This window comes from Chitinophaga sp. 05T412 (assembly GCF_056396465.1).
In genome coordinates this window covers 357,490-381,688 of sequence record NZ_JBFTLN010000006.1, presented here as the reverse complement: position 1 = coordinate 381,688, position 24,199 = coordinate 357,490, and the positions used below count along the sequence as shown (strand labels likewise).

Here is a 24,199-nt window from a genome sequence, read left to right as displayed (position 1 = left end):
TTCCGCATTTAATTTATAGATTTAAAACCGGTGTTTCTTCTAAAAAGTCTAAAATATCYACGCAAATGGCTTTCGAAATCAAAAAACAGGGGAAGGTTTATGACGTTTGTATTGTTGGTTCCGGTGCCGGCGGCGGCATGGCAGCAAAGATGTTGTCTGATGCAGGGCTGAAAGTGGCCTTACTGGAAGCAGGTCCAAAGTATGATCCGGCTGATCCCGAGCAGGCCACTCAATTAAAATGGTCGTATGAATCGCCCAGGAGAGGCGCAAGTACTACCCGTCCATTCGGCGACTTTGACGCCGCCTACGGTGGGTGGGAAATTAACGGTGAACCATATACGAAAAAGAACGGCACTGAATTCGACTGGTTCCGCTCCCGCATGTTAGGTGGCCGAACCAACCACTGGGGCCGTATTTCACTGCGCTTTGGTCCCCGCGACTTTAAACATAAAAGCTATGATGGCCTCGGTGACGACTGGCCTATCAGCTATGAAGACGTAGCGCCTTATTACGACCGCGTTGATAAGATGATCGGCGTATTTGGCTCCAAAGAAAACCTACCCAACGAACCGGATGGCTTCTTCCTCCCTCCTCCCAAACCCAGGCTCCACGAGCTGATGATAAAAAAAGCGGGTGACCGTTTAGGCATCCCCGTTATTCCGGCGCGATTGTCGATCCTCACCCGTTCTGTAAATAAAGACCGCAGCCCTTGCTTCTACTGCAGCCAGTGTAGCCGCGGCTGTACCGTGTATGGCRATTTCTCCGCCTCTTCTGTACTGGTAAAACCAGCCATGAAAAGCGGTCATGTGGATCTGTATACCAACGCCATGGTGCGTGAAGTAATGACGGACAACAGCGGCAAGGCCACTGGTGTAGCTTATATCGACAAAACGGACATGCAGGAATATTCTGTTAATGCCCGTGTGGTGGTATTGGCCGCCAGCGCCTGCGAATCTGCCCGGTTGCTGCTCAACTCCAAATCGGCCAAACACCCGAATGGACTGGCCAACTCCAGCGGCATCGTAGGTAAATACTTACACGATTCTACCGGTTCTTCCCGTGGCGCGTTTTTGCCACACCTGATGGACCGCAAACGCTATAACGAAGACGGTGTGGGTGGTATGCACCTGTATATCCCCTGGTGGGCCGACAATAAAAAACTCGACTTCGCACGTGGCTACCACATTGAGTTTGGCGGAGGTATGCACATGCCCTCTTACGGCTACGGATTCAACATGGAGCGCATGAATGGTAAATATCCGGGAAGCGATGGCAAAACAAAAGCCGCTGGTGGCTACGGCGCCTCTCTGAAAGACGACTACCGTCGCTTTTATGGCGCCCAGATTGGCTTTGCAGGAAGAGGCGAATGTATTGCACGTGAAGATAACTATTGCGAAATAGATCCGAACGTGGTAGATAAGTTTGGTATTCCGGTACTCCGTTTCAACTACACCTGGAGCGATCATGAAATCAAACAGGCCAAACACATGCAGGATACCTTTGAGCAGATCATTCATGAAATGGGTGGTATCGCCAACGGCACCAAGCCTGGCGCAGATACTAAATACGGTCTGGAAAACCCCGGACGTATCATTCATGAAGTAGGTACTACCCGTATGGGCGATGATCCTGGCAAATCTGTGTTGAATAAATTCAACCAGGCACACGAAGTGAAAAATCTCTTCGTAGTAGACGGTGGCGCATTTGTATCACAGGCAGATAAAAATCCGACCTGGACTATATTGGCGCTGTCTATGCGGGCATCAGAATATATTGTAGACCAATTGAAAAAACAGAATCTCTAATCTTTTAAGTTTTTTTCATGGATAGAAGAGAATCACTTCGGGCCATTGCACTGGGTACGTTATCAGTAGGTACCATCTTATCCGCCACTGGTTGTGAGGATAAGAAGGGAACGGAAGGCAAAAAAGAGGAAGTTGCCAAAACGCCCGGCTATGGCCGTACACCAGACGAAGTAAAACGGGATAAAGCTTTGATGGAAGATAATTTCTTCACTCCGGAAGAAATGAAAACCATCACTATTCTGGCGGATATTATCATTCCGGCAGATGCTCATTCGGGCAGTGCTTCCGATGCCAAAGTACCTGAATTCATTGCTTTCATTGTAAAAGACATGCCGGAACATCAGTTGCCTATGCGGGGCGGCTTGCGTTGGCTGGATGTACAATGTGCCAAACGATATAATAAGTCATTTGCTGAATGCAATGAACAACAACGGATAGAAATCGTTGACCTGATTGCCTATCCGGAAAAAGCAAGCCCGGAAAACAGCCAGGGCGTTGCGTTTTTTAACCGGATGCGTAATCTTACGGCCACAGGATTTTTTACCAGTAAGATAGGTATGAAAGACCTGAACTATGTGGGCAATACCCCCAACGAATGGGATGGTGTACCCGCAGATGTGCTGAAGCAATATGGTTATGCCTATGATGAAAAAACATTGGCTACCTGCCTTAAAATAGAAGACAGGGGTAAGCTGATGACCTGGGACTAACGACTAAAATTGCTATTTCATAACTTAAATCCAGAAAACTTCACATCAATGATTCCAGAAAAAAAGAATGAGGGGGAAAACAGTGTCTCCCGCAGATCATTCCTGAGAAACGGCGCGCTTGCCGCTGCCGGTTTCATGATAGTTCCACGTCATGTATTAGGCCGGGGCTACGTAGCGCCCAGCGATCGCCTGCGTGTAGCAGGTATCGGTGTTGGCGGTAAAGGCTTCAGCGATATATCTGAATTTGCTAAAGGTCCGGCTGATATTACTTTCCTCTGTGACGTTGACTCCCGTCGCGCCGCCGAAGCAGTAAAGAAATTTCCTAAAGCGAAGTTCTATACCGACTTCCGGGAAATGTTTGACAAGGAACACAAAAATTTCGATGCCGTATCTGTATCCACACCAGACCACACCCACGCGGTGGCTGCCATGGGTGCTATGCAGCTGAAGAAAGATGTATACGTTCAGAAGCCGTTAACACACGACATCTACGAAGCCCGTATGCTTACACAAGGCGCCAACAAATACAAAGTGGTGAGCCAGATGGGTAACCAGGGCTCCTCCGGAGATGGTGTGCGTCAACTGATGGAGTGGTACAATGCCGGCTTAATTGGCGATGTACACACCGTTTACTGCTGGACAGATCGTCCGGTATGGCCACAGGGTGTGCCCTGGCCTACTACCCGCCAGGATGTTCCGAAAGAACTGAACTGGGACCTGTGGTTAGGTACCGCGCCTAAAAAAGATTACATAGATAACCTGGTGCCTTTCAACTGGCGTGGCTGGTGGGATTACGGTACCGGCGCTATCGGCGATATGGGTTGCCATATCATTGAACCTCCTTTCCGTGTATTGGGCCTCGGCTACCCTACTTCCGTAGAATGTAGTGTAGGTAGCGTATACGTAGGAGAATTCAATCGTGGCTACTTCCCTGAAAGCTGCCCTCCTTCTTCTCATGTGATCATGAAATTCCCTGGTAAAAACGGCAAGGAAGTAACCCTGCACTGGATGGATGGTGGTATTCAGCCAGAACGTCCTCCAGAACTGGGTCCTAATGAAGTAATGGGAGACGGTGGTAATGGCGCCATCTTCATTGGCGATAAAGGAAAAATGATGTGCGGCACCTATGGTATGTATCCTAAATTGTTGCCTACTACCCGCACAGACAGCGTTCCACAAACTATTGCACGCGTACCGGAAGGTCACTACGTACAATGGGTAAACGCCGCTATTGCCGGTTATGGTAGCAAACAGCAAAAATCGCTGAGCTCTCCGTTCGACATTGCAGGACCACTCACAGAAAGTATCCTGATGGCGAACCTCGCGATACGTAGCTTTGATATCCGCAAGGCTAAAGCCAACGGTAAAGGATTTGATTATCCTGGCCGTTATATCAAACTACTTTGGGATGGCGCTAATATGAAGATTACCAACTTCGATGAAGCTAACCAATTCGTGAAACGTAATTACCGCGATGGTTGGTCACTCGGCGTTTAACTTTTATTGAAGTACAGCAAAAATAAAAATGCAGCGGAAGAGCTCTCCGCTGCATTTCTTTTTATAGCCGCTGTTTATTGATAATCTTTTTGTTGTTCCAGGTTGGCGTTCTTCCTGATTTCACTGGCAGGAATCGGCAACAGATAGTTCTTCTGTTTTATAAATGCACGTGCCTGTATATCAATCACCCGGTAGGTAAATGGATGTCCCGCTATTTGTGACCCTAATACCTCTATGCCTTTGGCATCTTCATTAAAGGCCACAGGTGCTACATCATACCAGCGGCGGGCATCGAAAAAGCGGTGTTCTTCATATGCCAGCTCATAGCGCCGCTCATATTTCAAGGCTTCTTTCAGCGCATTACCGGTAGCATTAATTAACGGCATACCCGCTCTGGCCCTGATTTGATTAAGTACCCGTTGTCCTTCAGGCTCCTGGCCGAGCCAAATGCACGCTTCGGCATAATTCAACAATACTTCTGCATAACGGAAAAAGATCCAGTTCTGATCTCCCCGGAAGAACTGTGCATCCAGGTTTTTGTCCATAAACTTGCGGAGATAGTAACCGGAAAAGGTACCATTCCAGTTTTCAATGGTACTGTTGCGGGTATCCAATCCCCAAACACTGTCCTTTCCATTGAGGGCCTCATATTTCCCGGTTTGTATAATCCCAACGGGATCTATTTTGGCGCCATCAGCAGGACGGGGTTTCCATTTTGCACCATCATACAGAATAGTAGCGTAAAAGCGTGGATCACGATCTTTATATGGAGCCTTGGCCTGTGCCTGATTAGCCCAGGAAAAATTACTACCATCTTTCATCTGGTAGCCAGATACAAAGTTTTCGATGGGCACATTTCCTCCCCAGTTATGGTAACCATTAGGACCATTATACAGGTCATGTGAGGTGCCTAACAATGCTTTATCATACTGCTTTACAAAAATCAACTCCGGGTTATCCTTATCCAGGAAAACACGGGAATAGTTTTCTGCAGCGGAATCAGTGGGATGATAAAGGCTATACATTTGCCGCCCGTTCAAATTCATCACAGAATCTGCGGCATCTTTTGCCGCCTTTAACAGCACGGCTTGTTGCCCTGTGCCGGTGTATCCCATCAATTCGTTGGGCGCATGTCCATTAAACAAATCGCTGCCAGCAAACAGCAATATTCTTGACTTTAAAGCGTAAGCCGCGGCTCTTGTGAGCCGGCCTTTACTGGTGGGCGCCTCATAATTCAATGGCAGTTGTTTAGCCGCGCTATCACATTCTGCGGCAATGAAATCAATACAGGCTTTGAATGTAGCGCGTTTGATATTCAGTATTTCCTGTTCATTTCCTTTGATGTTGAATGTTTTAGTAATCAAAGGAACACCTCCGTAAAACCTCACCAACATATGATAATACCAGGCACGCATAAAATGCACTTCTCCTTTCATGCGTGTGCGTTGGCTTTCATCTGTAAAGGGTACAGAATCTACTTTTTCCAGGAACATGTTGCAGTTCCTTATCTCTTTATAATGTGCATCCCATCTGGCAAATTCATCTAATCTACCTATATCATCCGCAGAGGCATTGCCCTGTACCACACGTGAGGTGTTGTAGTCGTGGATAAAGCGGCTTTCATCCGACATAGAGGAAAGCATTACCTCATTAAATCCAGGACGCATCTGTACATACAGATCATTTACAAATGCCTGCACCAATCCCACATCTTTCCACACGTCGGATTCCTCATATTCATTGAGTGGCTTTTTTTCCAGGAAGTCTTTATTACAACTGGTAGCCGCAGTGATTAACAGTACGGCTGCTGCTATATATTTAATTGTTACTTTTTTCATGGCTCATTAATTAAAAGGTGACGTTTAATCCCACGTTGTAAATCTTGGTTTGAGGATAGTATTGGCCGCTTCCACTGGGCGCTTCCGGATCAAAGATTTTCACTTTGTCGATGGTCAGCAGGTTCTGTCCACTTACATATACCCGCAGATTTTGTAACCCAATACGCTTGCAAACTTTACCAGGAATGTTATATCCAAGATCCAGCGTTTTTAAACGCGCATAATCTGTATTCCAGTACCAGAAAGTATTTTGGCGATTTACCCAGTACTCACGGTCACGATCATACGCTCTTGGCCAGGAGGCATTGGGGTTGTCTTCTGTCCAGCGGTCTTTTACAAAAGCCATGGGGAAGTTGCCGATCAATCCTGATTCTGTGCGCAGGTACTGGCTGGCGCCGGTAGCACCTTGCCATAACATAGTAAAGTCGAAGTTTTTGAATTTCGCGGTGAAGGTTAAACCAAAGATCCAGGTAGGGTTTTCGGTACGATCCAGCCGCACGCGGTCCAAATCATCAATTACATCATCTTTGTCGTTGATGTTGGCAAAAATTACGTCACCGGGTCTTGCGCCACTGAGGTGGGGTGTATTTTTAACCTGGTCTGCATCCTTATAAATGCCGATGGCTTTATAATACAACGGTGCGCCTATTTGCTTGCCGGTAGACTGTTGCCAGGCTGGTACTCCCGGCGTTTCATCCCAATACAGGATTTTGTTTTTCGCGTGTGTAATAGTACCGATTACCTCATAATGGAATTTTTTGATATCATTTTTATGGGAGATGACCATCTCGAAACCTTTGTTTTCTACCCGGCCAATATTCTCTTGTGGTAAAGTCATACCGGTATATCCAGGCATGGATAAGCTGCGGCTAACAAGGATATTGGAACGACGGGTTAAAAAATAGTCGCCTTCAAACGCCAGTTTATCGCCGAGTATTTTGGCTTCAATGCCGACATCGTAGTTATTGGCTACTTCCCAGGTAATGGCACTATTGGGAGAACGCAGCTGATAGATACCTTTATTCAGGTCGCCACCAAACATTACACCGCCGCCGCTAAAGCCGTAGGTGCTGAGGTATTGGAAAGGATCAATCTGGTCGTTACCCATCTGGCCCCAGGAAGCACGGAGCTTAAAGTAATCCAATGTACGGATGCTTTTCTTCCAGAAGCCTTCATTTGATAATACCCAACCGGCGGATGCACCAGGGAACAAGCCCATACGTCTGCCTTCAGGGAAGTTCTGAGAGCCATCGTAGCGCATGTTGTAGTCGAACAGGTAGGTTTCTTTATAGTTATAGGAAATACGTCCGAAGTAATTGCGGCGGGCGTATTCAAATCCGCTACCGCTGTTACTCTTCTCTTTATCAGCGCCCAGGCTCAGCTGATCCAGCTTGTCACTGATAAAATATTTACGATTTGCTGAAAAGTTGTCATTCCTTAGCGTAGCCTGTTCAAAAGCGATAAAGCTGCTCAAATTATGTTTGCCGAAAGAACGTACATAATTCACTTTGAAGTTCACGGTCGTTTGTCGTAAGGTACCATATTGCTCTGTCAGTTCCGGCGCACTTACTCCTCTGGAAGCCGCATTCAGCTTATGTGTAGGGTCATTCACATCTGCCAGGGTGTATAAGGTCCATGGCTTAATAAACGATTTATAGAAGTCGAAATTCTGGTCATAGGCGAAGCTTCCATCTACAAATAATCCTTCTACCCATGGGATATTTACTACGGCCGACATATTAGTATTGATTACATAGTTCTTGTCGTTCGTGTAACCAATAGCGTTAGTTCCTGTTACTACGGGGTTGTCACCGTATTCAATATCCGGGCCGGGCAATCCATTGGGCCAGATAGCGTTTTCAGTAGGGCGTCCACGCATCAGTGAGCGGAAGATGGAACCGGCGCTGCGCGGCGGGAAGTTCCTGTTTTCCAGGCGGCCAGCCAGATCGAAGCGCAGGCGGATGTAATCATTCACTACCGCATCGAGGTTGGCTCGCACATTTTGTTGCTTGTAGTTGGTAGCACTGTGTTTATAGATACCATCCTGGAATAGGGAGCCCAGGGAAACGAAGTACGACATTCTATCGGTACCTCCACTGAGTGATAAATCATGTCTGTTCTGCAGTGAATATTTCTTGATAGCAGCATCGTACCAGTTGGTATTAGGATAGAGCCAGGGATCAGATCCATCGCCGAATTTCTTGATTTGTTCATCTGAATATTTGGGCGCATCGCCGCCATACTTAAGGATTTCGTTCACCACCTTTGCATAAGTAGGTGCGTCGGCCATTTTAGGCAGCCTGGTAGGTGTTACAAATGATTGGTTAAATCCATAACTCAGTGTAGGTTTACCACCTTTACCTCTTTTGGTGGTGACGAGGATAACACCGTTGGCTGCGCGGGAGCCGTAAATGGCTGCAGCCGCATCTTTCAGAATAGATACGCTTTCGATGTCGTTAGGGTTCATTCGCTCAAAACCATCTCTGGGAAAACCATCGATGACTACCAGCGGATTACTGTTACCCAGCGTGCTTCTACCGCGAATAAAAATACGCGAGCCATCATAACCCGGCTCACCACTGTTATTCACTGCAATAACGCCTGGAATACGCCCTACCAGTGAGTTAGAGATATTCACATTGGGCGACTGCTGTAACTCCGCCCCTTTTACAGAAGATACAGCGCCGGTTTTGGTGACTTTCTTTTGTGTACCGTAACCTACGACCACGTATTCATCCAGGGTTTTCTGATTTTCTTTCAACACCAGATTGATGCTGGCTTTTCCTTCTACTTTAACTTCCTGTGCATCAAAACCGATGTACTGAAATACGAGGATCGCATCTTTTTTTACATCGTTTAATACATAGTTTCCTTTTTCATCTGTGGTGGCGCCTTTTTTCGTGTCTTTCACCAACACGGTAACGCCGGGCAACGGGTTGCCATTGATGTCTTTCACCTTACCTTTTACAGTGAGGTTACCTTGCTGCCATACGCTGGGCATGGGCATACGTGCGTTAACGGCACGGGTAGTAGTTGCTAACAGGCATAGCAATAGCATAGCCTTAGCATAACGTGGATTCATGCTACAAGTGATTTAGAGGATGATGAAAATGCCGGTTATTACTTAGTTCTTATACAACTAAATGGTAAAGCATACATGTGTGGTTTTGTTAGTCAAATTTTGGTTTACTATCATGGTTTTTCTTGCCCCTGGAGGCAATTGCGCGCTACAATAAAATGTTGTTGTTGTTTATTTAATGTTCAAATTCTGGTTTGCTGCGATGGTTTTTCCTGTCCCAGAGGGCAATCGCGTAACAAGTTTTTTTTGATTTAAGTGATATTCAAATTTTGGTTTATCCGGGTTTTACTACTGCTACAAGGATGCCCGCGTCACAAGTGAAAAATATTACGTGGATTTTTATTTCTACAAATAGGTAATCATCAGTACGTAAGTTATTGCTAAATGCTTTAATTATTTTCTAAAAATAAATGTACTTTTTACAATTGTTCTAAATTTTCGAGTCCGGAACGCCATCGCATTCATTTTCATGATCCGGCCGTGAGAAAGTAACTTTTTTGTCCGCCATCCGTTTAGGGTATACGTATGAAAAAGAAGGCTTTATCGTTACCCGTCTCTGATAAATCCCTCCTTTTACTGTAAGTAATATTTTTTATTGCCATTTATCGGTGAACAATCGCTGTAGTAAAGGCTGTAGCACTAAAACAAAGAAAACGAAGCGGGAAAAGATTCCTATTTATCAACTTTTCAAATATTAAAACTTCTATGTTTAAGAAAAAGTTATGCTTGTTTATTCTTCCTGTAAGCATATTCATGGCCTGTAACAAGAGCAGCACTAATTTTAATTTTCCGGACCCTAATGCTAACAATGGTATACAATCTCCTATCCCGGACAAGAAAGTAAGCAGCGCTATCCAGGGTATCATACTGGATGAAACCAATAAGCCAGTAACCGGCGCCACCGTAAAATGCGGGGAGCTTACAGCTACCACCGATGCCAACGGCAGCTTCCAGTTTGCCAAAGTGAATGCCAACGAAGTAGCTGCGGTGGTTACTGCACAAAAAACAGGTTATTTCACCGGTGTTCGTACTTTTCGTATAGCCACACCCGATAAATTACAGTTTGTTCGCATACAATTATTGCCTAAAAAATCAGTGGGTGTATTTGATGCTGCTGCCGGTGGCACTATCACCGTTTCCAATACCCAGTTCACCTTTGTAGCCCAACAAGTGCTGGGAGCCGATAATAAGCCTTATTCCGGCAAAGTATCGCTGTTTTATGCCCCTGTTAATCCGGAGCGCGCTGATTACGCAGACATCATGCCCGGCGACCTGCGTGCCATCACTAAAAGCAATACACTCACGGCCATTCAGTCGTTCGGAATGATGGCGCTGGAACTTCAGAGCGAAAGCGGCGAAAAGCTGCATCTGGATACCAGCAAATCTGTTGCCTTTAAAATGTCGATTCCTGCCACCCTTAAAAGTATAGCACCAGATGCGGTTCCTCTCTGGCATTTCGAAGACAGCTCGCGCGTATGGCGCGAAGATGGCAGCGCTACCAAATCAGGCGATAACTATACCGGCACCTTAAAATACTTTACTACCTGGACACCGGCGCTGTCATTCAACACCGTGAACTTCCGTATAAGCGTGCAGGATGCCAATGGTACCCCATTGCGGAATGTATCCCTGGGTTTCAAAGGCGGTATTGGACATCACTCTTTTGGATCGACGAATGAAGAGGGCGTATTTGCCGGTCATATTTCAAAAAATGAAACCCTTACCCTGATGGTATCCAACGGATGTAACACCATTATTGAATCTCGTATTATCGGTCCCTTCCAGGATAGTACCAATCTGGGTGTATTGAGATTAAATCCGCTGACCGACCGCTATTTGCACTTCAGTGGTTTAGTCACCAACTGCAGCAAAGTGGCCGTTAAAAACGGTGCTGTATTTATTACCGTAGATGGCGTGGAATATCGCAGCCCATTAACTGACGGCAAGTACGCGATCGGCATTATCCGTTGCAATACCGACAACACCACCGCTTATTTCAAAGCAATAGATACCGATACCAATAAATCAGTATCCAGCGATATGGTGGTAACGCCTAAAGACTATATCAAAGATTTGTTGGCCTGCGATTTAACTTCCGCCCAATAATTAAGCATAACTAATTAGAAGCCATTAGCTTGATCGGCTAATGGCTTTTTTTGCATAAATTTATACTTAACAACGTTATAGAGATATCACAAAGCATATAGTGTTATGAAAAACCGTTACTTTCTCATCGCTATCCTTGCATCCATGTCCCTGCTATTTTCCTGTAGTAAGGAAATGAGCAGGGAAGATAATAATACCCCGCCAGCCAGCAACTGCGACTACGCCCCATATACTAAAGGCTCCTCCTTTTCCTACATGAATGTAAATAGTGCGAAAGACACCATCCGGTATACGTTTACGGTTTCAGGCGATACAACGATTAATGGCAATGTGTATAAAATTGTGGGCAACGACAGCGTTTTCACCTGCTCCAACTGTAAAGACGGTATTTATACCCAGGTAGCCAGCATCCTTACTTTTCAGGGATATAGCGCGGATGACCTGCGGCTCACTTATTTGAAAGATAATGCCCCTGCCGGTACTACCTGGAAAGATACCATCACCGTGAGTAACGGCGGCGCCACCAGTTCCGGCATCCTGGAATATACCATTACCCAGAAAGGGATTACTAAAAATGTAAACGGGAAAGATTTTGCGGAAGTGATCGCCGTAAGAATGGACGCCTACGCCATCATACTTAACAACCCTGTTTCTGTAGGCACCATCTCCACCAGCTATTACGGCCGGGGCGTGGGCCTGATAGAAGCAGACCAGTTGACTGATACCACTACTATTCTTGGATATACATTACTGCCTTAATATTCCTTCCACACCATAGTGAGTAACCGTTCTACTGCTCTTCTCACACTGGTGGCAGATTCGTGGTGATTGTTCACCAGTACACTAAATACCAGCTGCTTATTTTTCTTTGTTACCAGGTAGCCACTAAGCGTAACCACTCCGTTTATAGTGCCGGTTTTTGCATGTACAAATTGTTGCTGGTAGTAGTTCCTCAGTGTTCCTTTTCCACCAGTAGGCAGGATCTCCCATAGCCTTTCCTTCGGGAACTGCTGTTGCATCAATTGTAGCACGGCCACAAAATCAGCCGGGGAAAACAGGTTGTACCGCGAAAGCCCGGAGCCATCTTTCCATTGCGGCGAATCTGGTAGTCCTTTTAGGTCGTTCGCTAACAGGTAGTCGATCATTTTTTCACTGCTGATGGTATCCCATAGCAGCGACGAAGCCATCATCAGGGTTTGTTCCGCATAGAAGTTATCGCTGCGGTGCATCATGGGAACAAACAGGGAATCCACAGGTATGCTGCGGAGGATATTAAATTTTACTTTCGGCGGTGTAACAGCCAGCCCGACACGCTTATGCAATGTATCTTCCAGCCGCTGCCGCAAATCAGTTACAGACCCGGTAATAAAGGGCACCTCTGCATTGATGATTTCCTTGCTGCGGGGGTTATATTTCAGGAAGAAGAAATTATGGCGTTCGTCCCTGGTAGGGATAGCTTCACTGAGGGTGTCATCTACTGTAATATCCAGATCAAAGGTAGCAGGTACAATGCTGTTGCTATCGCCACGGTGGCGGATACGTGCCACGTTACCGTACATCGGCCATTCGTTAAGCTCTGGTTGGTAATCATCTGCATAATCATTCCAGGCCCAGCCTGAACCATAGCGCTGGTTCATATCTACGCCGKGTACCAGGTAAATCTTTTTATTGGTTTGCAATAGCAGCTGTAACAATGGCTGGTAGGCGAATTCCGGGTGCAGGAAAGACGGATCGCCCATCCCTTTTACAAACAACGCGGTATCATTTTCATAGTAGCGGGCAGCAGGTAGTGAGTCGCCCAGCAGCTTCAACCCTGTGTAGAGGGAGAAGATTTTCATGTTGGAAGCGGGCGTAAAAAACTTATGGTCCTGGTATTGGTACCAGTATTTTCCGGTAGCTGGTTCATAGATACAAATCCCTACATGGGCCTGCTCCATGGGGGTGCGATGTAACAATTCCGATTCTGCCCATTTCTTAATGGCCGCTACCTGTGCAGTAGCCGTGGTCAATAAAAACAGGGATGTTATCAGCAGGAACGTTCTTTTCATAGCAGGAAATTACGAATTGTACCTTACGAAATCAGGGATTTGTGAAAAGATCTGATGACAAATCCTTCCGCAAATCCCTGATCCGAAATGTTACTTGTTTACTTTTTCTCAGGTAAAATATTTGGTAATACCTGGTTTCGCATAAGCATAATTACCAGATGCGTCCGGCATTACTGGCGGTTGCGCATCAAATGAATATGTTTTAGGATGCAGATCCAGACCGGAGTTCAGCGCTACATTCCAATCGATGTTCTGACCGGAGTAGGTGGCCAGTCGGCCTATGATAGCACTCAGTGTTGCCTGGGCGCCTCTTTCTGCATCGGCAAATTTGTATTCTCCTTTTGCGATGGCGGCAAATAGTTCATCGTGCTCTGTTTGATAAGGATTGTTTTCCTTTTTCTTATCAAACTGGTACAATACTTTTCCTTTGTGATCCACAATCTGTGCTTTATCACAGAGGATACGGCCTTTTGTACCTACAATTTCCTCATCTACTTTGCTGGGCGCATCTTTCCAGTGGCGGCACTGGCTGTTCATGACTACACCGTTAGCATAGCGGTATTCTACATAGTGGTGATCATAAATTTCACCGTATTCTTTACCGGTACGTACAGCGCGACCGCCCATACCACCTGCTGATACTGGTGTTTCGCCCATGAACCAGTTACCCACATCAATGTTGTGAATATGTTGTTCTACGATATGATCTCCACACAACCAGTTGAAGTAGTACCAGTTGCGCATCTGGTATTCCATTTCGGTATACTCTGGTTTACGTGGTTTTACCCACAGGGCGCCCTGATTCCACCACACCTGTGCAGACAGCATATCGCCGATGATACCATCTTTATAGCGTTTGTACAGTTCGCGGTAAGAATTTTGGTAGCGGCGTTGCAGTCCTACTACTACGTTCAGTTTTTTAGTTTTAGCCACAGCTGCAGCTTCCAGCACTTTTTTAATACCGGCTGGATCAGTTGCTACCGGCTTTTCCATAAACACGTGTTTACCCTGGCGAATGGCTTCTTCAAAATGAAAAGGCCTGAAACCCGGAGGGGTAGCCAGTATTACCACATCAGCCAATGCGATGGCTTGTTTATATGCGTCGAAACCAATGAATTTATTGCTTTCCGGAACATTTACGCGGTTGGCTTTATCGCCTAGCGCTTCTTTGATATTGGCGTAGCTGTCGGCCAGTCTATCGGGGAATGCATCTGCCATGGCCACCAGTTGCACGTTTTCTTTGGTGCTCAGGGCCTGTGTAGCAGCGCCGGTACCACGGCCACCACAACCAATCAGTGCAATTTTAATGACATCATTAGATCCGGAGAAAAAGTTAGCTTTAGATAAGATAGGCATCGCCAGCAATCCACCCGCAAGCAAAGAAGTTTGCTTTACGAATTCGCGGCGGCCCTCACCGTGGAATTTCTTTTCGTTGTCCATGAATAGATTTTTTAGATTTTAGGATGTTGAGTTTTTCTAGCGTGCACCTTTATATTTCGCGATCATGTCTTCAAAAAACTGTTCCGCTTCTGCGGCTGTTGGTTGTTTCACCGGACGCACTATTCTAAATCCAACAAAAGGGGCGTCGGCGTTCCACCAGGAGCTTTTAGGTATCTGTGGATCGCGGCGATTCCAAATTGGATCTGATTTCAGGCGGGCGGCGCTGCGCAGCAGCGGGGCTTCATCCTGGAAGCTACCACCTTTCAGCAGTCGCGGGGTTTTGGCAGTGGGTACAGTCCAGGGGTTTTGCGCCTGCGCGGTAGCCACGCCATTTTCTTCGTATTGATCCATGGTCCATTCTTCTACGTTGCCGAGCATGTCATATAATCCCCATGCGTTGGGTTTCAACTGCGCTACCTTATGGTATTTCTGTTCGCTGTTGTTTTTGTACCAGGCGTAGTCTTTCAATTGGCCAGCATCTGCACCGAAAGGATAAGCGGTGGCAGAACCGGCTCTACAGGCATATTCCCATTCTGCCGCAGTAGGCAGTCGATAGAATACACCGGTTTTGATGTACAGCCATTTGCAATACATCAGGGCCGCGTACTGGCTCATGCTGTTGGCAGGAAAACCGCCAGCTTTGCCCATTCCCAAAGTAAGATCAATATATGGTGGGCTGGGACGGGTCATACCATCCGGTACGGGCGTTTTATCTTTTTCCGCATCGGAATAAATGTCGTATTCATCGAAAGTCACTTCTGTAGCTCCTATCCAAAAATCAGATACCTGTACCTCTTTAGCAGGGCCTTCATCATTCTTCCTGCCTTTTTCATTATCCGGACTACCCAGTTTAAAATTTCCGCCCTTGATGGCCACCATCTTGAAACTGACATCTGTGCCGGGAATTTGCTGGCTATAAGTTTCGAACGCCTGGCTTGATTGCGCTACTACTACCTGGCTGAGTAGACCACTCAGCAGTAAGGCCACATACGGTTTAGTCATCTAACGTGATTGAAAAAATATAAAGTGGGTGAATTTAAAAAAAAGCAATTTGGAAAGCAATATTTTTTGATGAATGTGAATAATGGCTGATGAATTGAAAATTTTTCATGAATATTAGCTTTTCCTTGCAAAACCTATTAAATTTAGCTCCTATCATTACCTATAATCAATTCTAACGTTATGGAAAGAAGAAAATTCCTGCAAAATGGCACCCTGGCCGGCATTTCAGCATTGGCACTGGGAAGCATTGGCAATAGCGCACAAGCCGCAGCAGGCAGTAACAGTAACGATGTGAAAGGAAAACCTTTTAACCTGAACTATGGTCCGCACGATGGCATGTTTAAAAATAATGCCGGCGAAAATTTCCTCGACCAGATAAAATACGCGTACGACCAGGGCTTCCGCTCTATCGAAGACAATGGTATGTTAGGACGCCCATCTGCCGAGCAATCCAAAATAGGAGAACTGCTGAACAAATTAGGTATGCAAATGGGCGTGTTTGTGGTAGACACCGGCAACAACTGGAAAACTTCACTGACTACCGGTAAGCAGGAATTTAAAGATGCGTTTATTAAAACCTGTAAAGACAGCGTAGAAACCGCTAAACGCTGTAATGCCAAATGGGCCACTGTTGTTCCGGGATTCTTTGACCGTAACCTTCCTATGGGTATCCAAACCGCGCATGTAGTAGACGCCCTGCGCGCCGGTGCAGAAATATTTGAGCCTCATGGTTTAGTGATGGTACTGGAACCACTGAGCGATACACCCGAATTGTTTCTCCGCACTGCAGAACAGAGCTTTGAAATTTGTAAAGCGGTGAAAAGTCCTTCCTGCAAAATTTTATACGACATCTATCACATGCAACGCAATGTGGGTAACCTGATTCCGGTATTGGATATGTGCTGGGATGAAATTGCCTACATACAGATTGGCGACAATCCAGGCCGTCAGGAACCAGGCACCGGTGAAATCAACTATAAAAATATTTTTAAGCATCTTCATAAAAAAGGATACAAAGGAGTACTCGGTATGGAACACGGCATCTCCGGAAAAGGTAAAGAAGGAGAAGCAGCCCTGATTAAAGCTTATAGAGACGCAGATAGTTTTCTGTAAATAATACAACCATAGCGGGGTGCAGAAAGGTAGCAGTCGGCTGCGCTTTCCGCACCCCGTTATTCGTGCCCCCGCTTTTCGTAATTCTTTTTTCGTTATCTTAACTAGTAAAACAATCTGCTATGGGTTTTCTGCTCCGCATACTAGTTAGTGCCTTAGCTGCCATGTTAACCGCTTACCTCTTAAAGCCTGCTGTAAAAGTTGATGACTTTATTACCGCCCTGATCCTGGCTTTGGTATTAGCCCTGTTAAATGCATTGGTAAAGCCATTGCTGGTAGTACTTACCTTCCCGGTTACCATCGTTACACTGGGTTTATTCCTTTTTGTTATCAATGCATTGATTATTCTGCTGGCGGCAAAGCTGGTACCAGGCTTCAAAGTAGATGGCTTCTGGTGGGCATTGCTGTTCAGTATTATCATGACCATCATCAATAGTGTGATGCTCAGTATTGCAGGCAATAACAACGATTAGTTTTACCTCACTGCCTGTTAAAAAACCAATCCATGTACTTTGACCGGTCGGACCTGAGCGATGCCCAATTACAATCCTTCTATAAAGCCCTGCTTTATCCGCGGCTGATAGAGGAAAAGATGCTGTTGCTATTGCGACAGGGAAGAATCAGTAAATGGTTTTCGGGCATAGGCCAGGAAGCTATTGCCGTAGGCGCAACCCTGGCGCTGGATGCAGACGAATGGATCATGCCACTGCATCGCAACCTTGGCGTATTTACCACCCGTGATATGCCACTGGACAAGCTATTGCTGCAGTGGCAGGGTAGCGAACATGGCTACAGCAAAGGGCGGGAACGCTCTTTTCATTTTGGCAGTCCCACACATCACATTTGCGGCATGATTTCGCACCTGGGGCCACAGCTGTCTATTGCCGATGGAATTGCCCTCGCACATCAACTGAAAAAAGAAAAGAAAGTATCCCTCGCTTTTACCGGCGAAGGAGGCACCAGTGAAGGCGAATTCCACGAAGCCCTCAATGTGGCTGCCGTATGGGGTCTTCCGGTTATCTTTCTCATTGAAAACAATGGCTACGGGCTGAGTACGCCCGTTGCAGAACAATATCATTGCGCCAGCCTGGTGGATAAAGCCATCGGGTATGGCATGGAAGGCGTACAAATTGATGGTAACAACCTGCTGGAAGTGTACCAAACGGTGCGTACCGCGCGGGCTTATGCTATTCAAGAGCAAAAGCCCGTGCTGATAGAAGCCATGACCTTCCGCATGCGGGGCCATGAAGAAGCCAGTGGCGTGAAATACGTGCCACCGGCCCTTTTTGAGGAATGGGGAAAGAAAGATCCTATTCTGCAATATGAAACCTGGCTACAAGAAGCCAATATCTATACTGCTGCAGACATTACCGCCATTCGCGAGGAACTGAAACACGACATTGAAGCGGCAGTAGCCCGTGGACTGGTAGACACGCCCATTATTGCCAATACCTCAACAGAAGTCAACGACCTGTATGCCCCCGCTCCCGCCGTGGTGGCCGCTGCGGGGCTATCTTCCGAAAAACGTTTTATCAACGCTATCTCCGATGGCTTAAAACAAGCCATGGAAAAGCATCCTGAGCTTATCCTCCTGGGACAGGATATTGCTGAATATGGGGGCGCCTTTAAAATCACAGAAGGTTTAGTAGAGATTTTTGGGAAAGACAGGGTACGCAACACGCCCTTATGTGAAAGCGCTATTGTGGGCGCGGCCCTGGGATTGTCTATTGGCGGCTTCAAAAGCGTGATGGAGATGCAGTTTGCCGATTTTGTGACGTGCGGTTTTAACCAGATTGTGAACAACCTGGCTAAAATACATTACCGCTGGGGACAACCCGCCGATGTAGTGATTCGCATGCCCACCGGCGCCGGCGTTGGGGCCGGCCCCTTCCACTCTCAGAGTAACGAAGCCTGGTTTACACATGTTCCCGGCCTGAAAGTAGTATATCCTGCCACCCCGGCTGATGCTAAAGGCCTACTGACCGCGGCTATTGCCGACCCGAACCCGGTTATGTTTTTTGAGCACAAAGCCCTTTACCGGAGCGTCACCGGCAGTGTACCAGAAGATTACTACACAATTGAAATAGGAAAGGCCGCACTCATACAGTCCGGAGAAGACATCAGCATTATCACCTATGGCAGTGGTGTTCACTGGGCTATGGAGTATGCCATTCAGCATCCGGAGATCTCTATTGGTATACTGGACCTGCGTACCCTGGTGCCTCTGGATTACACCGCTATCCGGGAAATAGTAGCGGCCACCGGCAAAGTGCTAGTACTCCACGAAGACACGCTCACCGGCGGCTTTGGCGCCGAAATAGCGGCCTGGATTGCCGAACACTGCTTTTCCCTGCTAGATGCCCCGGTAATGCGATGCGCCAGCCTGGATACCCCCATTCCGTTTGCAGGGGCGCTGGAAAAAAATTTTCTCGCCAAATCAAGGCTGGATGAGTGTATTGGACAATTAACCACATGGTAATAGTACCTTTGATTGGGAATTTGGGCCGAAAGTTTTAATTTGCATCCGGAATTAATTAAATCATTATACTATGTTGACGAATCTTTTAACAGTAGTACACACCACTAACTTTTATAAAGTTGGCGATAGTATTGGTCACTTTTTGGCGCCTGTAGCCATTATTGTTTTTGCTGCAATGTTTATTTACGCCTGGGTGAAGTACGCAAAAATCTAACAACATCCGCTTTTTCACATCGCACTATACAACAAAAGGCTTCCTGTAATGGGAAGCCTTTTGTATGTCTGCTATCGGAACTTTTTTATCCCTTAGCCAATACTTTCTCTATCAAAGTCTTCAGCGCCGGCTCAGACGGACGAGGTGCATCAATAGTTACAATGTTGCCCTGCTGGTCAAATACCATGAACCGGGGAATCCCTTTGATATCATAGTTTTTGGTGATATCACTCCAGCCGCTCATGAAAATCTGTGTCCCTTTCATTTCCTGCTTATTCACAAAATCAACCCATTTTTGTTTGTCTTTGGCTTCATCTACGGAGCAGCCCAGGAATACTACATTTTTTCCTTCCATTTCTTCCTCCAGCTTGCTCAGATGAGGCATTTCTGCTTTGCAGGGACCACACCAGGTAGCCCAAACATCTACTACTACTACCTTTCCTTTCAAATCTTTCAAGGCAACCTTTTTACCACTTACGTCTTCCCCAGAGAAGTCGATCGCTGGCTCACCAGCAGCAAAGTGGCGGAGGCTTTTTTCATAAGCCTTATAACGCTCTTTCTGCAGATCTGTAACCAGGTATTGCTGCACCGGCGCAATTGCCTCTGTAAGCGCTTCAAAAGTATTGTACGCGCTCAGAAATTGGGTGATAGCAACTGCCTTCACACTGTCGTTGCCAAATAAGGCAGCGGTATTCCGTAAGCGGTCAGTTGCTTTAGCCTTTTCCTTTAGCTCAACTGTGATCAACTGAAAGGTGGCGTAAAGATTAATAATAGCCGCTCCATCGCCATCCAGGAGTAAGCGGGCATCATTGTACTTTTGATCCTGTATCACCTGTTTGTAATACGCGGGGCGCTGCGCTATGGTTGGATGAACAGTGTGCGGTGTKAGCAAAAACAGCATAGCTGCATACTCTACATCATTGTCCATGGTGTATTTCAGCAGGTCGTTGAATTTCTTGTTGGGCGTATTTACTGCTTTTTTCAAAGCAGCAACTTTAGGCGTAAAAGCTTCCAACTTCGGGAAATACGACATATAAGTGGAGGTATCCATCCCCGCTCCTTGTGTTATAATGGGTTTCAGCTGCTGCTCCCATTGCTGCAGGGCTTTGTTTTCAGCAGATCCAGCCTGTACGGTGTAGTCGCTGCCATTTAAAGTAAGCTGCAGTTGATCGCCGGATTTCAGGTATACCCGGGCATCCCGTCCCCTCGTACCTGTAGACAAGTAATAGAATCCTTCTTTAGGTGCAGGTAATGCAAAGGCGAAGTTGTGGCTTTCATTCACCACTGCGGTGGCAACTTCTTCTTTACGTCCTTCAGCTACAGCGTAGAGGGTTACTTTCTTTACTTTTTCATTAACGGCTTTGCCCTGAATAACGGCAAGGGAAGATCCGGGTACAGGTCCGGCGTACGCACCGGTAAAAGCCATAGCGGCCATCACCGGCATTAGTCGATGTAACTTCATTACTGGTTTCTTTTAATGGTTGGTGGTTTATGATATATGCTTTCAAATATAGGGAAGCTTCCTTGATCAGCGACTGCATTTTATACTAGCGGACAGAAACTTATTCTTCCGGGCGTATATGCAGGTTATAATACTGTTCCGTATATCGGAGATTTTCGGCATCAAAGCACACAAATATCACTTCTTCCATTTCAGGATGGGCTTCCAGGTATTTCACCACGGTATTCATCGCAATAAAGGCGGCGAGGTCTTTAGGGAAATGATAAATTCCTGTGCTGATATTGGGAAAGGCCACCGACTTCAGATGATGGCGTGACGCCAGCTCCAGCGAGTGCTGGTAGCAATTGGCCAGTAACGTTTCTTCCTGATGGATACCATTATTCCATACGGGGCCAACAGTGTGAATAACGTGTTGGGCCTGTAAATGACCAGCGGTGGTAATCACCGCTTCACCGGTTTTACAACCTCCCTGCCGGGCCACAATAGCCCTGCAATCAGCCAGTATAGCCGGTCCGCCGGCCCTGTGAATTGCGCCATCTACTCCACCGCCACCTAACAAAGAAGAATTAGCTGCATTAACAATAGCGTCTGCCTTTACTTTGGTGATATCGCCCTGTATTATTTTGATTTTTCGATATGCCATCAGTTATACAGTTCTTACGTATACAAGTTTCCCGGTTTTCTTTCCACTTTCCCGGATATCTATTTCGAAATTCGGGAAGCTTTTCAGCAGCTGTAACAGCTTATTGAAGCCATAGTTACGGGAATCAAAGTCAGGTTGCTTCTTCAGTAACAGATTTCCCAATTCGCCCAGGTACGCCCATCCATCTTCATCAGCGATATCGTTTACACTGGTGGATAACAGGGATATCAATTGCTTGTCGGCCTTGCTGATGCTATTATTCCGTTTGCCTTTGGAAGATTTTGCTTTGCCACCAGTATCGGCATCTCCATCCATATCTGTATCCGCATCCGCTTTTTTCCTCACCTGCAATATTTCCAGGTAAATGAATTTATCACACGCCGCCCGGAATGCGCTGGGTGTTTTCTTCTCACCCATGCCATACACCCGCATCCCTGCTTCGCGAAGACGAGTAGCTAAACGGGTAAAATCACTATCACTGGATACCAGGCAAAAGCCATCTACGCGACCGGTGTATAAAATATCCATGGCGTCTATGATCATGGCCGAATCGGTGGCGTTTTTTCCGGAAGTATAACTGTACTGCTGAATGGGAGTAATCGCATAGTCGAGTAACACGCCCTTCCAGCCCACTACTGTGGGTTTGGTCCAGTCGCCATAAATTCTTTTAAAGGTAGGGTTGCCATATTTGGCTACTTCTTCAAGCATACCCTTGATATTATGATACGGTATATTGTCTGCGTCTATCAGTACCGCCAGGCGGAGGTCACTTGTTGTATTATCCATTGTTTTGAATTTTTGGGATGAAGGGTCAACACATAACAAATGTAACCAATTACTGAAAACTAAAAACGTGTTAGTGACAGCCTGTTTTACTGTAACTAACACGTTTTTTATATTGCTGAAAAACTATTTGAGATAAGAACGGATCATCCAGGCCAGCTTGAGGTGCTTTTGCAGCATTTGCGTAGCAAAATCCGCGGCTCCCTTGTCTTTGTACTTGGTATCAAATTCGTCGATCAGTCTGCGCAGGTTACGGATAATGGTTTCATGATCATCCAGTAATTCCTGCAGTTGTGTTTTCTGATTGTTGGAATATTCAGACTCCAACAGGTTAGTGAGTTTCAATACATCTGCATAGCGCCCTTGAGCATAATGTCCGATGGAACGGATGTATTCTGCTACTTCATCTCCGTATTCTTCCAGTTCTTCATATTGCTCTTCGAAGAACTTGTGCATTTCCATGAAATTGCTGCCTTCGATATTCCAGTGGGAGTTTCTTGTTTTAGCATAGATCAACAATTCATCTGCCAGTACTTTATTTAATTCTAATGCTATTTGCTTCGTGTGTTCTGCTGATACCCCAATATTGATTTTCATATCACAGTGTTTTTTTGGTTACTATAAATTTACAAAATCCGCTAACAGATAGTTATGATTGTTGTCATGATTTAACAACTGGTTAATATAAACAGGTACGCCCCTGTTTTTGTTCATGCTGTTGCGGCGTCAATTACTTTGCTAAAATTGTACCATAGTTCCTAATTTTGCGTACATGTATCAGTCGACAGGGAGAATTTATACGCTTCATTTCATACTTCTTTGCCTCAGCAATGCCCTCTTTTCCGCCAGCTTCAACATGATGATTCCAGAGCTGCCGGCTTATTTAACCCGGATGGGCGGCGAAGATTATAAAGGATATATCATTGGTTTGTTTACATTAATGGCAGGGCTTTCACGTCCATTCAGCGGTAAGCTGACGGATACCATTGGGCGTGTGCCGGTAATGATTTTCGGATCACTTATCTGTGTAATTTGTAGCCTGTTATACCCAATGATCAGCACTGTAGGCGCGTTCCTGTTATTGCGTTTCTTTCATGGATTTTCAACGGGTTTTAAACCAACGGGAACATCGGCCTATGTATCTGATATGGTACCTGTGAACCGACGCGGAGAAGCCATGGGCATGGTTGGTTTGTTCAGTACCATTGGTATGGCCATGGGACCGGCTATCGGGGGCTTTGTAGCGGTACGATGGAATATTAACATTATGTTCCAGTTGTCGGCTGTGTTTGCGTTATTGTCAGTAGTGATACTGATTGGCATGAAAGAAACACTGACAAATAAGCAGCCTTTCCGATTTTCGCTACTGAAAATTTCCAAGGATGAAATTTTTGAGCCGCTGGTATGGTCGCCAGTAATTGTTTGTTTTCTTACCTATTTCAGTTACGGTGTCGTACTTACTATTATCCCCGACTTCTGCGCCTTCCTGGGCATTTCCAATAAAGGTGTATTCTATACTTTCTTTACGGCCAGTTCTATTGGTATCCGGCTGTTAGCAGGCAAGGTGTCTGACCAATATGGGCGGGTACCTATATTGAAAGCTTCTTCCATCCTGATGGCAGGTTCCATGCTAATGATGGGACTTGCGGACAGCAGTACTTTGTTGATGGCATCAGCGGTGGTATATGGTATTTCCGTAGGGCTTAACTCTCCGGCGGTTACCGCATGGACGGTTGATCTCGGTCAGCCGCAGCACCGTGGACGCGCATTGGCGAGCATGTATATTGCGATGGAAGCGGGTATTGGATTAGGAGCTTATTTCTCGGCGTTTATTTACAACAACAAGTCGACTAACTTCCCCATCACGTTTTATGTGATGGCTGGTATTACGTTGCTGGCTACTTTATATCTCAGCTTTATTTATCGGCCCCGGAAAGCGGAGCAGTCGGTGATGTAGCCTGTGTGTAAGCTATCCTGCAA

19 protein-coding genes are annotated in these 24,199 nt (G+C 46.1%); 10 read left to right on the top strand and 9 right to left on the bottom strand.

All coding sequences use genetic code 11. The features are described from left to right. The first annotated feature begins 65 nt into the window (after positions 1–65). The 3 genes from AC1DFM_RS16135 to AC1DFM_RS16125 are packed head-to-tail and all read left to right on the top strand — an operon-like array spanning position 66 to position 4,012. Positions 66–1,805, top strand: a complete 1,740-nt coding sequence (locus AC1DFM_RS16135) for a GMC family oxidoreductase (RefSeq protein ID WP_477077758.1) — start codon at positions 66–68, stop codon at positions 1,803–1,805. Positions 1,806–1,822: 17 nt separating this feature from the next. Then, complete coding sequence (locus AC1DFM_RS16130; protein ID WP_477077757.1) at positions 1,823–2,515, top strand: gluconate 2-dehydrogenase subunit 3 family protein; 693 nt, start codon at positions 1,823–1,825, stop codon at positions 2,513–2,515. A gap of 48 nt (positions 2,516–2,563) precedes the next feature. Further along, on the top strand, positions 2,564–4,012 hold the full coding sequence (locus AC1DFM_RS16125; RefSeq protein ID WP_477077756.1) for a Gfo/Idh/MocA family protein: 1,449 nt from the start codon (positions 2,564–2,566) through the stop codon (positions 4,010–4,012). A 74-nt stretch (positions 4,013–4,086) separates the two neighbouring features. Here AC1DFM_RS16125 and AC1DFM_RS16120 read toward each other — a convergent pair whose 3' ends face one another. Continuing rightward, positions 4,087–5,850, bottom strand: a complete 1,764-nt coding sequence (locus AC1DFM_RS16120) for a RagB/SusD family nutrient uptake outer membrane protein (protein ID WP_477077755.1) — start codon at positions 5,848–5,850, stop codon at positions 4,087–4,089. Between the two features lie 10 nt (positions 5,851–5,860). Continuing rightward, a complete protein-coding gene (locus tag AC1DFM_RS16115) occupies positions 5,861–8,932 on the bottom strand; it encodes a SusC/RagA family TonB-linked outer membrane protein (protein WP_477077754.1) in 3,072 nt (1,023 codons plus the stop codon). 702 nt (positions 8,933–9,634) lie between these two features. Between AC1DFM_RS16115 and AC1DFM_RS16110 the strand changes: the two genes are divergently transcribed. Further along, the gene (locus AC1DFM_RS16110; protein WP_477077753.1) at positions 9,635–11,035 is read left to right on the top strand and encodes a carboxypeptidase-like regulatory domain-containing protein; all 1,401 of its coding nucleotides are present in this window, start codon (positions 9,635–9,637) and stop codon (positions 11,033–11,035) included. 105 nt (positions 11,036–11,140) lie between these two features. Beyond that, positions 11,141–11,794, top strand: coding sequence for a hypothetical protein (locus AC1DFM_RS16105; RefSeq protein ID WP_477077752.1), 654 nt, complete (start codon positions 11,141–11,143; stop codon positions 11,792–11,794). On the opposite strand, the gene AC1DFM_RS16100 is transcribed toward AC1DFM_RS16105, so the two are convergent. The 3 genes from AC1DFM_RS16100 to AC1DFM_RS16090 form a co-directional block, all read right to left on the bottom strand. Beyond that, positions 11,791–13,083 (bottom strand): D-alanyl-D-alanine carboxypeptidase/D-alanyl-D-alanine-endopeptidase, encoded by a 1,293-nt coding sequence (locus tag AC1DFM_RS16100; RefSeq protein WP_477077751.1) that lies wholly within the window; start codon positions 13,081–13,083, stop codon positions 11,791–11,793. The genes AC1DFM_RS16105 and AC1DFM_RS16100 overlap by 4 nt on opposite strands. Before the next feature lie 108 nt (positions 13,084–13,191). Beyond that, positions 13,192–14,523, bottom strand: a complete 1,332-nt coding sequence (locus AC1DFM_RS16095) for a Gfo/Idh/MocA family protein (RefSeq protein ID WP_477077750.1) — start codon at positions 14,521–14,523, stop codon at positions 13,192–13,194. A gap of 36 nt (positions 14,524–14,559) precedes the next feature. Beyond that, positions 14,560–15,525 (bottom strand): formylglycine-generating enzyme family protein, encoded by a 966-nt coding sequence (locus tag AC1DFM_RS16090; RefSeq protein ID WP_477077749.1) that lies wholly within the window; start codon positions 15,523–15,525, stop codon positions 14,560–14,562. Between the two features lie 180 nt (positions 15,526–15,705). Between AC1DFM_RS16090 and AC1DFM_RS16085 the strand changes: the two genes are divergently transcribed. From AC1DFM_RS16085 to AC1DFM_RS16070, 4 genes are all read left to right on the top strand, one after another. Further along, positions 15,706–16,638 (top strand): hydroxypyruvate isomerase family protein, encoded by a 933-nt coding sequence (locus tag AC1DFM_RS16085; RefSeq protein ID WP_477077748.1) that lies wholly within the window; start codon positions 15,706–15,708, stop codon positions 16,636–16,638. Between the two features lie 122 nt (positions 16,639–16,760). Further along, positions 16,761–17,111 (top strand): phage holin family protein, encoded by a 351-nt coding sequence (locus AC1DFM_RS16080; protein ID WP_477077747.1) that lies wholly within the window; start codon positions 16,761–16,763, stop codon positions 17,109–17,111. Between the two features lie 32 nt (positions 17,112–17,143). Then, complete coding sequence (locus tag AC1DFM_RS16075) at positions 17,144–19,117, top strand: alpha-ketoacid dehydrogenase subunit alpha/beta (RefSeq protein ID WP_477077746.1); 1,974 nt, start codon at positions 17,144–17,146, stop codon at positions 19,115–19,117. Between the two features lie 70 nt (positions 19,118–19,187). Beyond that, positions 19,188–19,331, top strand: a complete 144-nt coding sequence (locus AC1DFM_RS16070; RefSeq protein WP_211970874.1) for a hypothetical protein — start codon at positions 19,188–19,190, stop codon at positions 19,329–19,331. Between the two features lie 85 nt (positions 19,332–19,416). Here the strand turns inward: AC1DFM_RS16070 and AC1DFM_RS16065 are convergent, their stop codons facing one another. From AC1DFM_RS16065 to AC1DFM_RS16050, 4 genes are all read right to left on the bottom strand, one after another. Then, entirely contained in the window at positions 19,417–20,793 is a 1,377-nt protein-coding gene (locus AC1DFM_RS16065) for a redoxin family protein (RefSeq protein WP_477077745.1), read from the bottom strand. A 100-nt stretch (positions 20,794–20,893) separates the two neighbouring features. After that, entirely contained in the window at positions 20,894–21,436 is a 543-nt protein-coding gene (locus AC1DFM_RS16060; protein ID WP_477077744.1) for an O-acetyl-ADP-ribose deacetylase, read from the bottom strand. A 3-nt stretch (positions 21,437–21,439) separates the two neighbouring features. Next, positions 21,440–22,222 carry an NYN domain-containing protein gene (locus AC1DFM_RS16055; protein WP_477077743.1) on the bottom strand — a complete coding sequence of 261 codons (783 nt, stop codon included), beginning with the start codon at positions 22,220–22,222 and terminating at the stop codon, positions 21,440–21,442. 123 nt (positions 22,223–22,345) lie between these two features. Then, positions 22,346–22,816 (bottom strand): Dps family protein, encoded by a 471-nt coding sequence (locus AC1DFM_RS16050; protein WP_291916070.1) that lies wholly within the window; start codon positions 22,814–22,816, stop codon positions 22,346–22,348. A gap of 175 nt (positions 22,817–22,991) precedes the next feature. Here AC1DFM_RS16050 and AC1DFM_RS16045 point away from each other — a divergent pair, with 175 nt between their 5' ends. Further along, positions 22,992–24,176: an MFS transporter gene (locus AC1DFM_RS16045; protein ID WP_477077742.1), complete on the top strand. Its 1,185-nt coding sequence runs from the start codon at positions 22,992–22,994 to the stop codon at positions 24,174–24,176. The last annotated feature ends 23 nt before the right edge of the window (positions 24,177–24,199 follow it).

Excerpts from the sequence above, each read along its gene's own strand:
- AC1DFM_RS16130 (WP_477077757.1), top strand. The coding sequence starts at position 1,823 with ATGGATAGAAGAGAATCACTTCGGGCCATTGCACTGGGTACGTTATCA.
- AC1DFM_RS16125 (WP_477077756.1), top strand. The coding sequence starts at position 2,564 with ATGATTCCAGAAAAAAAGAATGAGGGGGAAAACAGTGTCTCCCGCAGA.
- AC1DFM_RS16120 (WP_477077755.1), bottom strand. The coding sequence starts at position 5,850 with ATGAAAAAAGTAACAATTAAATATATAGCAGCAGCCGTACTGTTAATC.
- AC1DFM_RS16115 (WP_477077754.1), bottom strand. The coding sequence starts at position 8,932 with ATGAATCCACGTTATGCTAAGGCTATGCTATTGCTATGCCTGTTAGCA.
- AC1DFM_RS16110 (WP_477077753.1), top strand. The coding sequence starts at position 9,635 with ATGTTTAAGAAAAAGTTATGCTTGTTTATTCTTCCTGTAAGCATATTC.
- AC1DFM_RS16105 (WP_477077752.1), top strand. The coding sequence starts at position 11,141 with ATGAAAAACCGTTACTTTCTCATCGCTATCCTTGCATCCATGTCCCTG.
- AC1DFM_RS16095 (WP_477077750.1), bottom strand. The coding sequence starts at position 14,523 with ATGGACAACGAAAAGAAATTCCACGGTGAGGGCCGCCGCGAATTCGTA.
- AC1DFM_RS16090 (WP_477077749.1), bottom strand. The coding sequence starts at position 15,525 with ATGACTAAACCGTATGTGGCCTTACTGCTGAGTGGTCTACTCAGCCAG.
- AC1DFM_RS16085 (WP_477077748.1), top strand. The coding sequence starts at position 15,706 with ATGGAAAGAAGAAAATTCCTGCAAAATGGCACCCTGGCCGGCATTTCA.
- AC1DFM_RS16080 (WP_477077747.1), top strand. The coding sequence starts at position 16,761 with ATGGGTTTTCTGCTCCGCATACTAGTTAGTGCCTTAGCTGCCATGTTA.
- AC1DFM_RS16075 (WP_477077746.1), top strand. The coding sequence starts at position 17,144 with ATGTACTTTGACCGGTCGGACCTGAGCGATGCCCAATTACAATCCTTC.
- AC1DFM_RS16070 (WP_211970874.1), top strand. The coding sequence starts at position 19,188 with ATGTTGACGAATCTTTTAACAGTAGTACACACCACTAACTTTTATAAA.
- AC1DFM_RS16060 (WP_477077744.1), bottom strand. The coding sequence starts at position 21,436 with ATGGCATATCGAAAAATCAAAATAATACAGGGCGATATCACCAAAGTA.
- AC1DFM_RS16055 (WP_477077743.1), bottom strand. The coding sequence starts at position 22,222 with ATGGATAATACAACAAGTGACCTCCGCCTGGCGGTACTGATAGACGCA.
- AC1DFM_RS16050 (WP_291916070.1), bottom strand. The coding sequence starts at position 22,816 with ATGAAAATCAATATTGGGGTATCAGCAGAACACACGAAGCAAATAGCA.
- AC1DFM_RS16045 (WP_477077742.1), top strand. The coding sequence starts at position 22,992 with ATGTATCAGTCGACAGGGAGAATTTATACGCTTCATTTCATACTTCTT.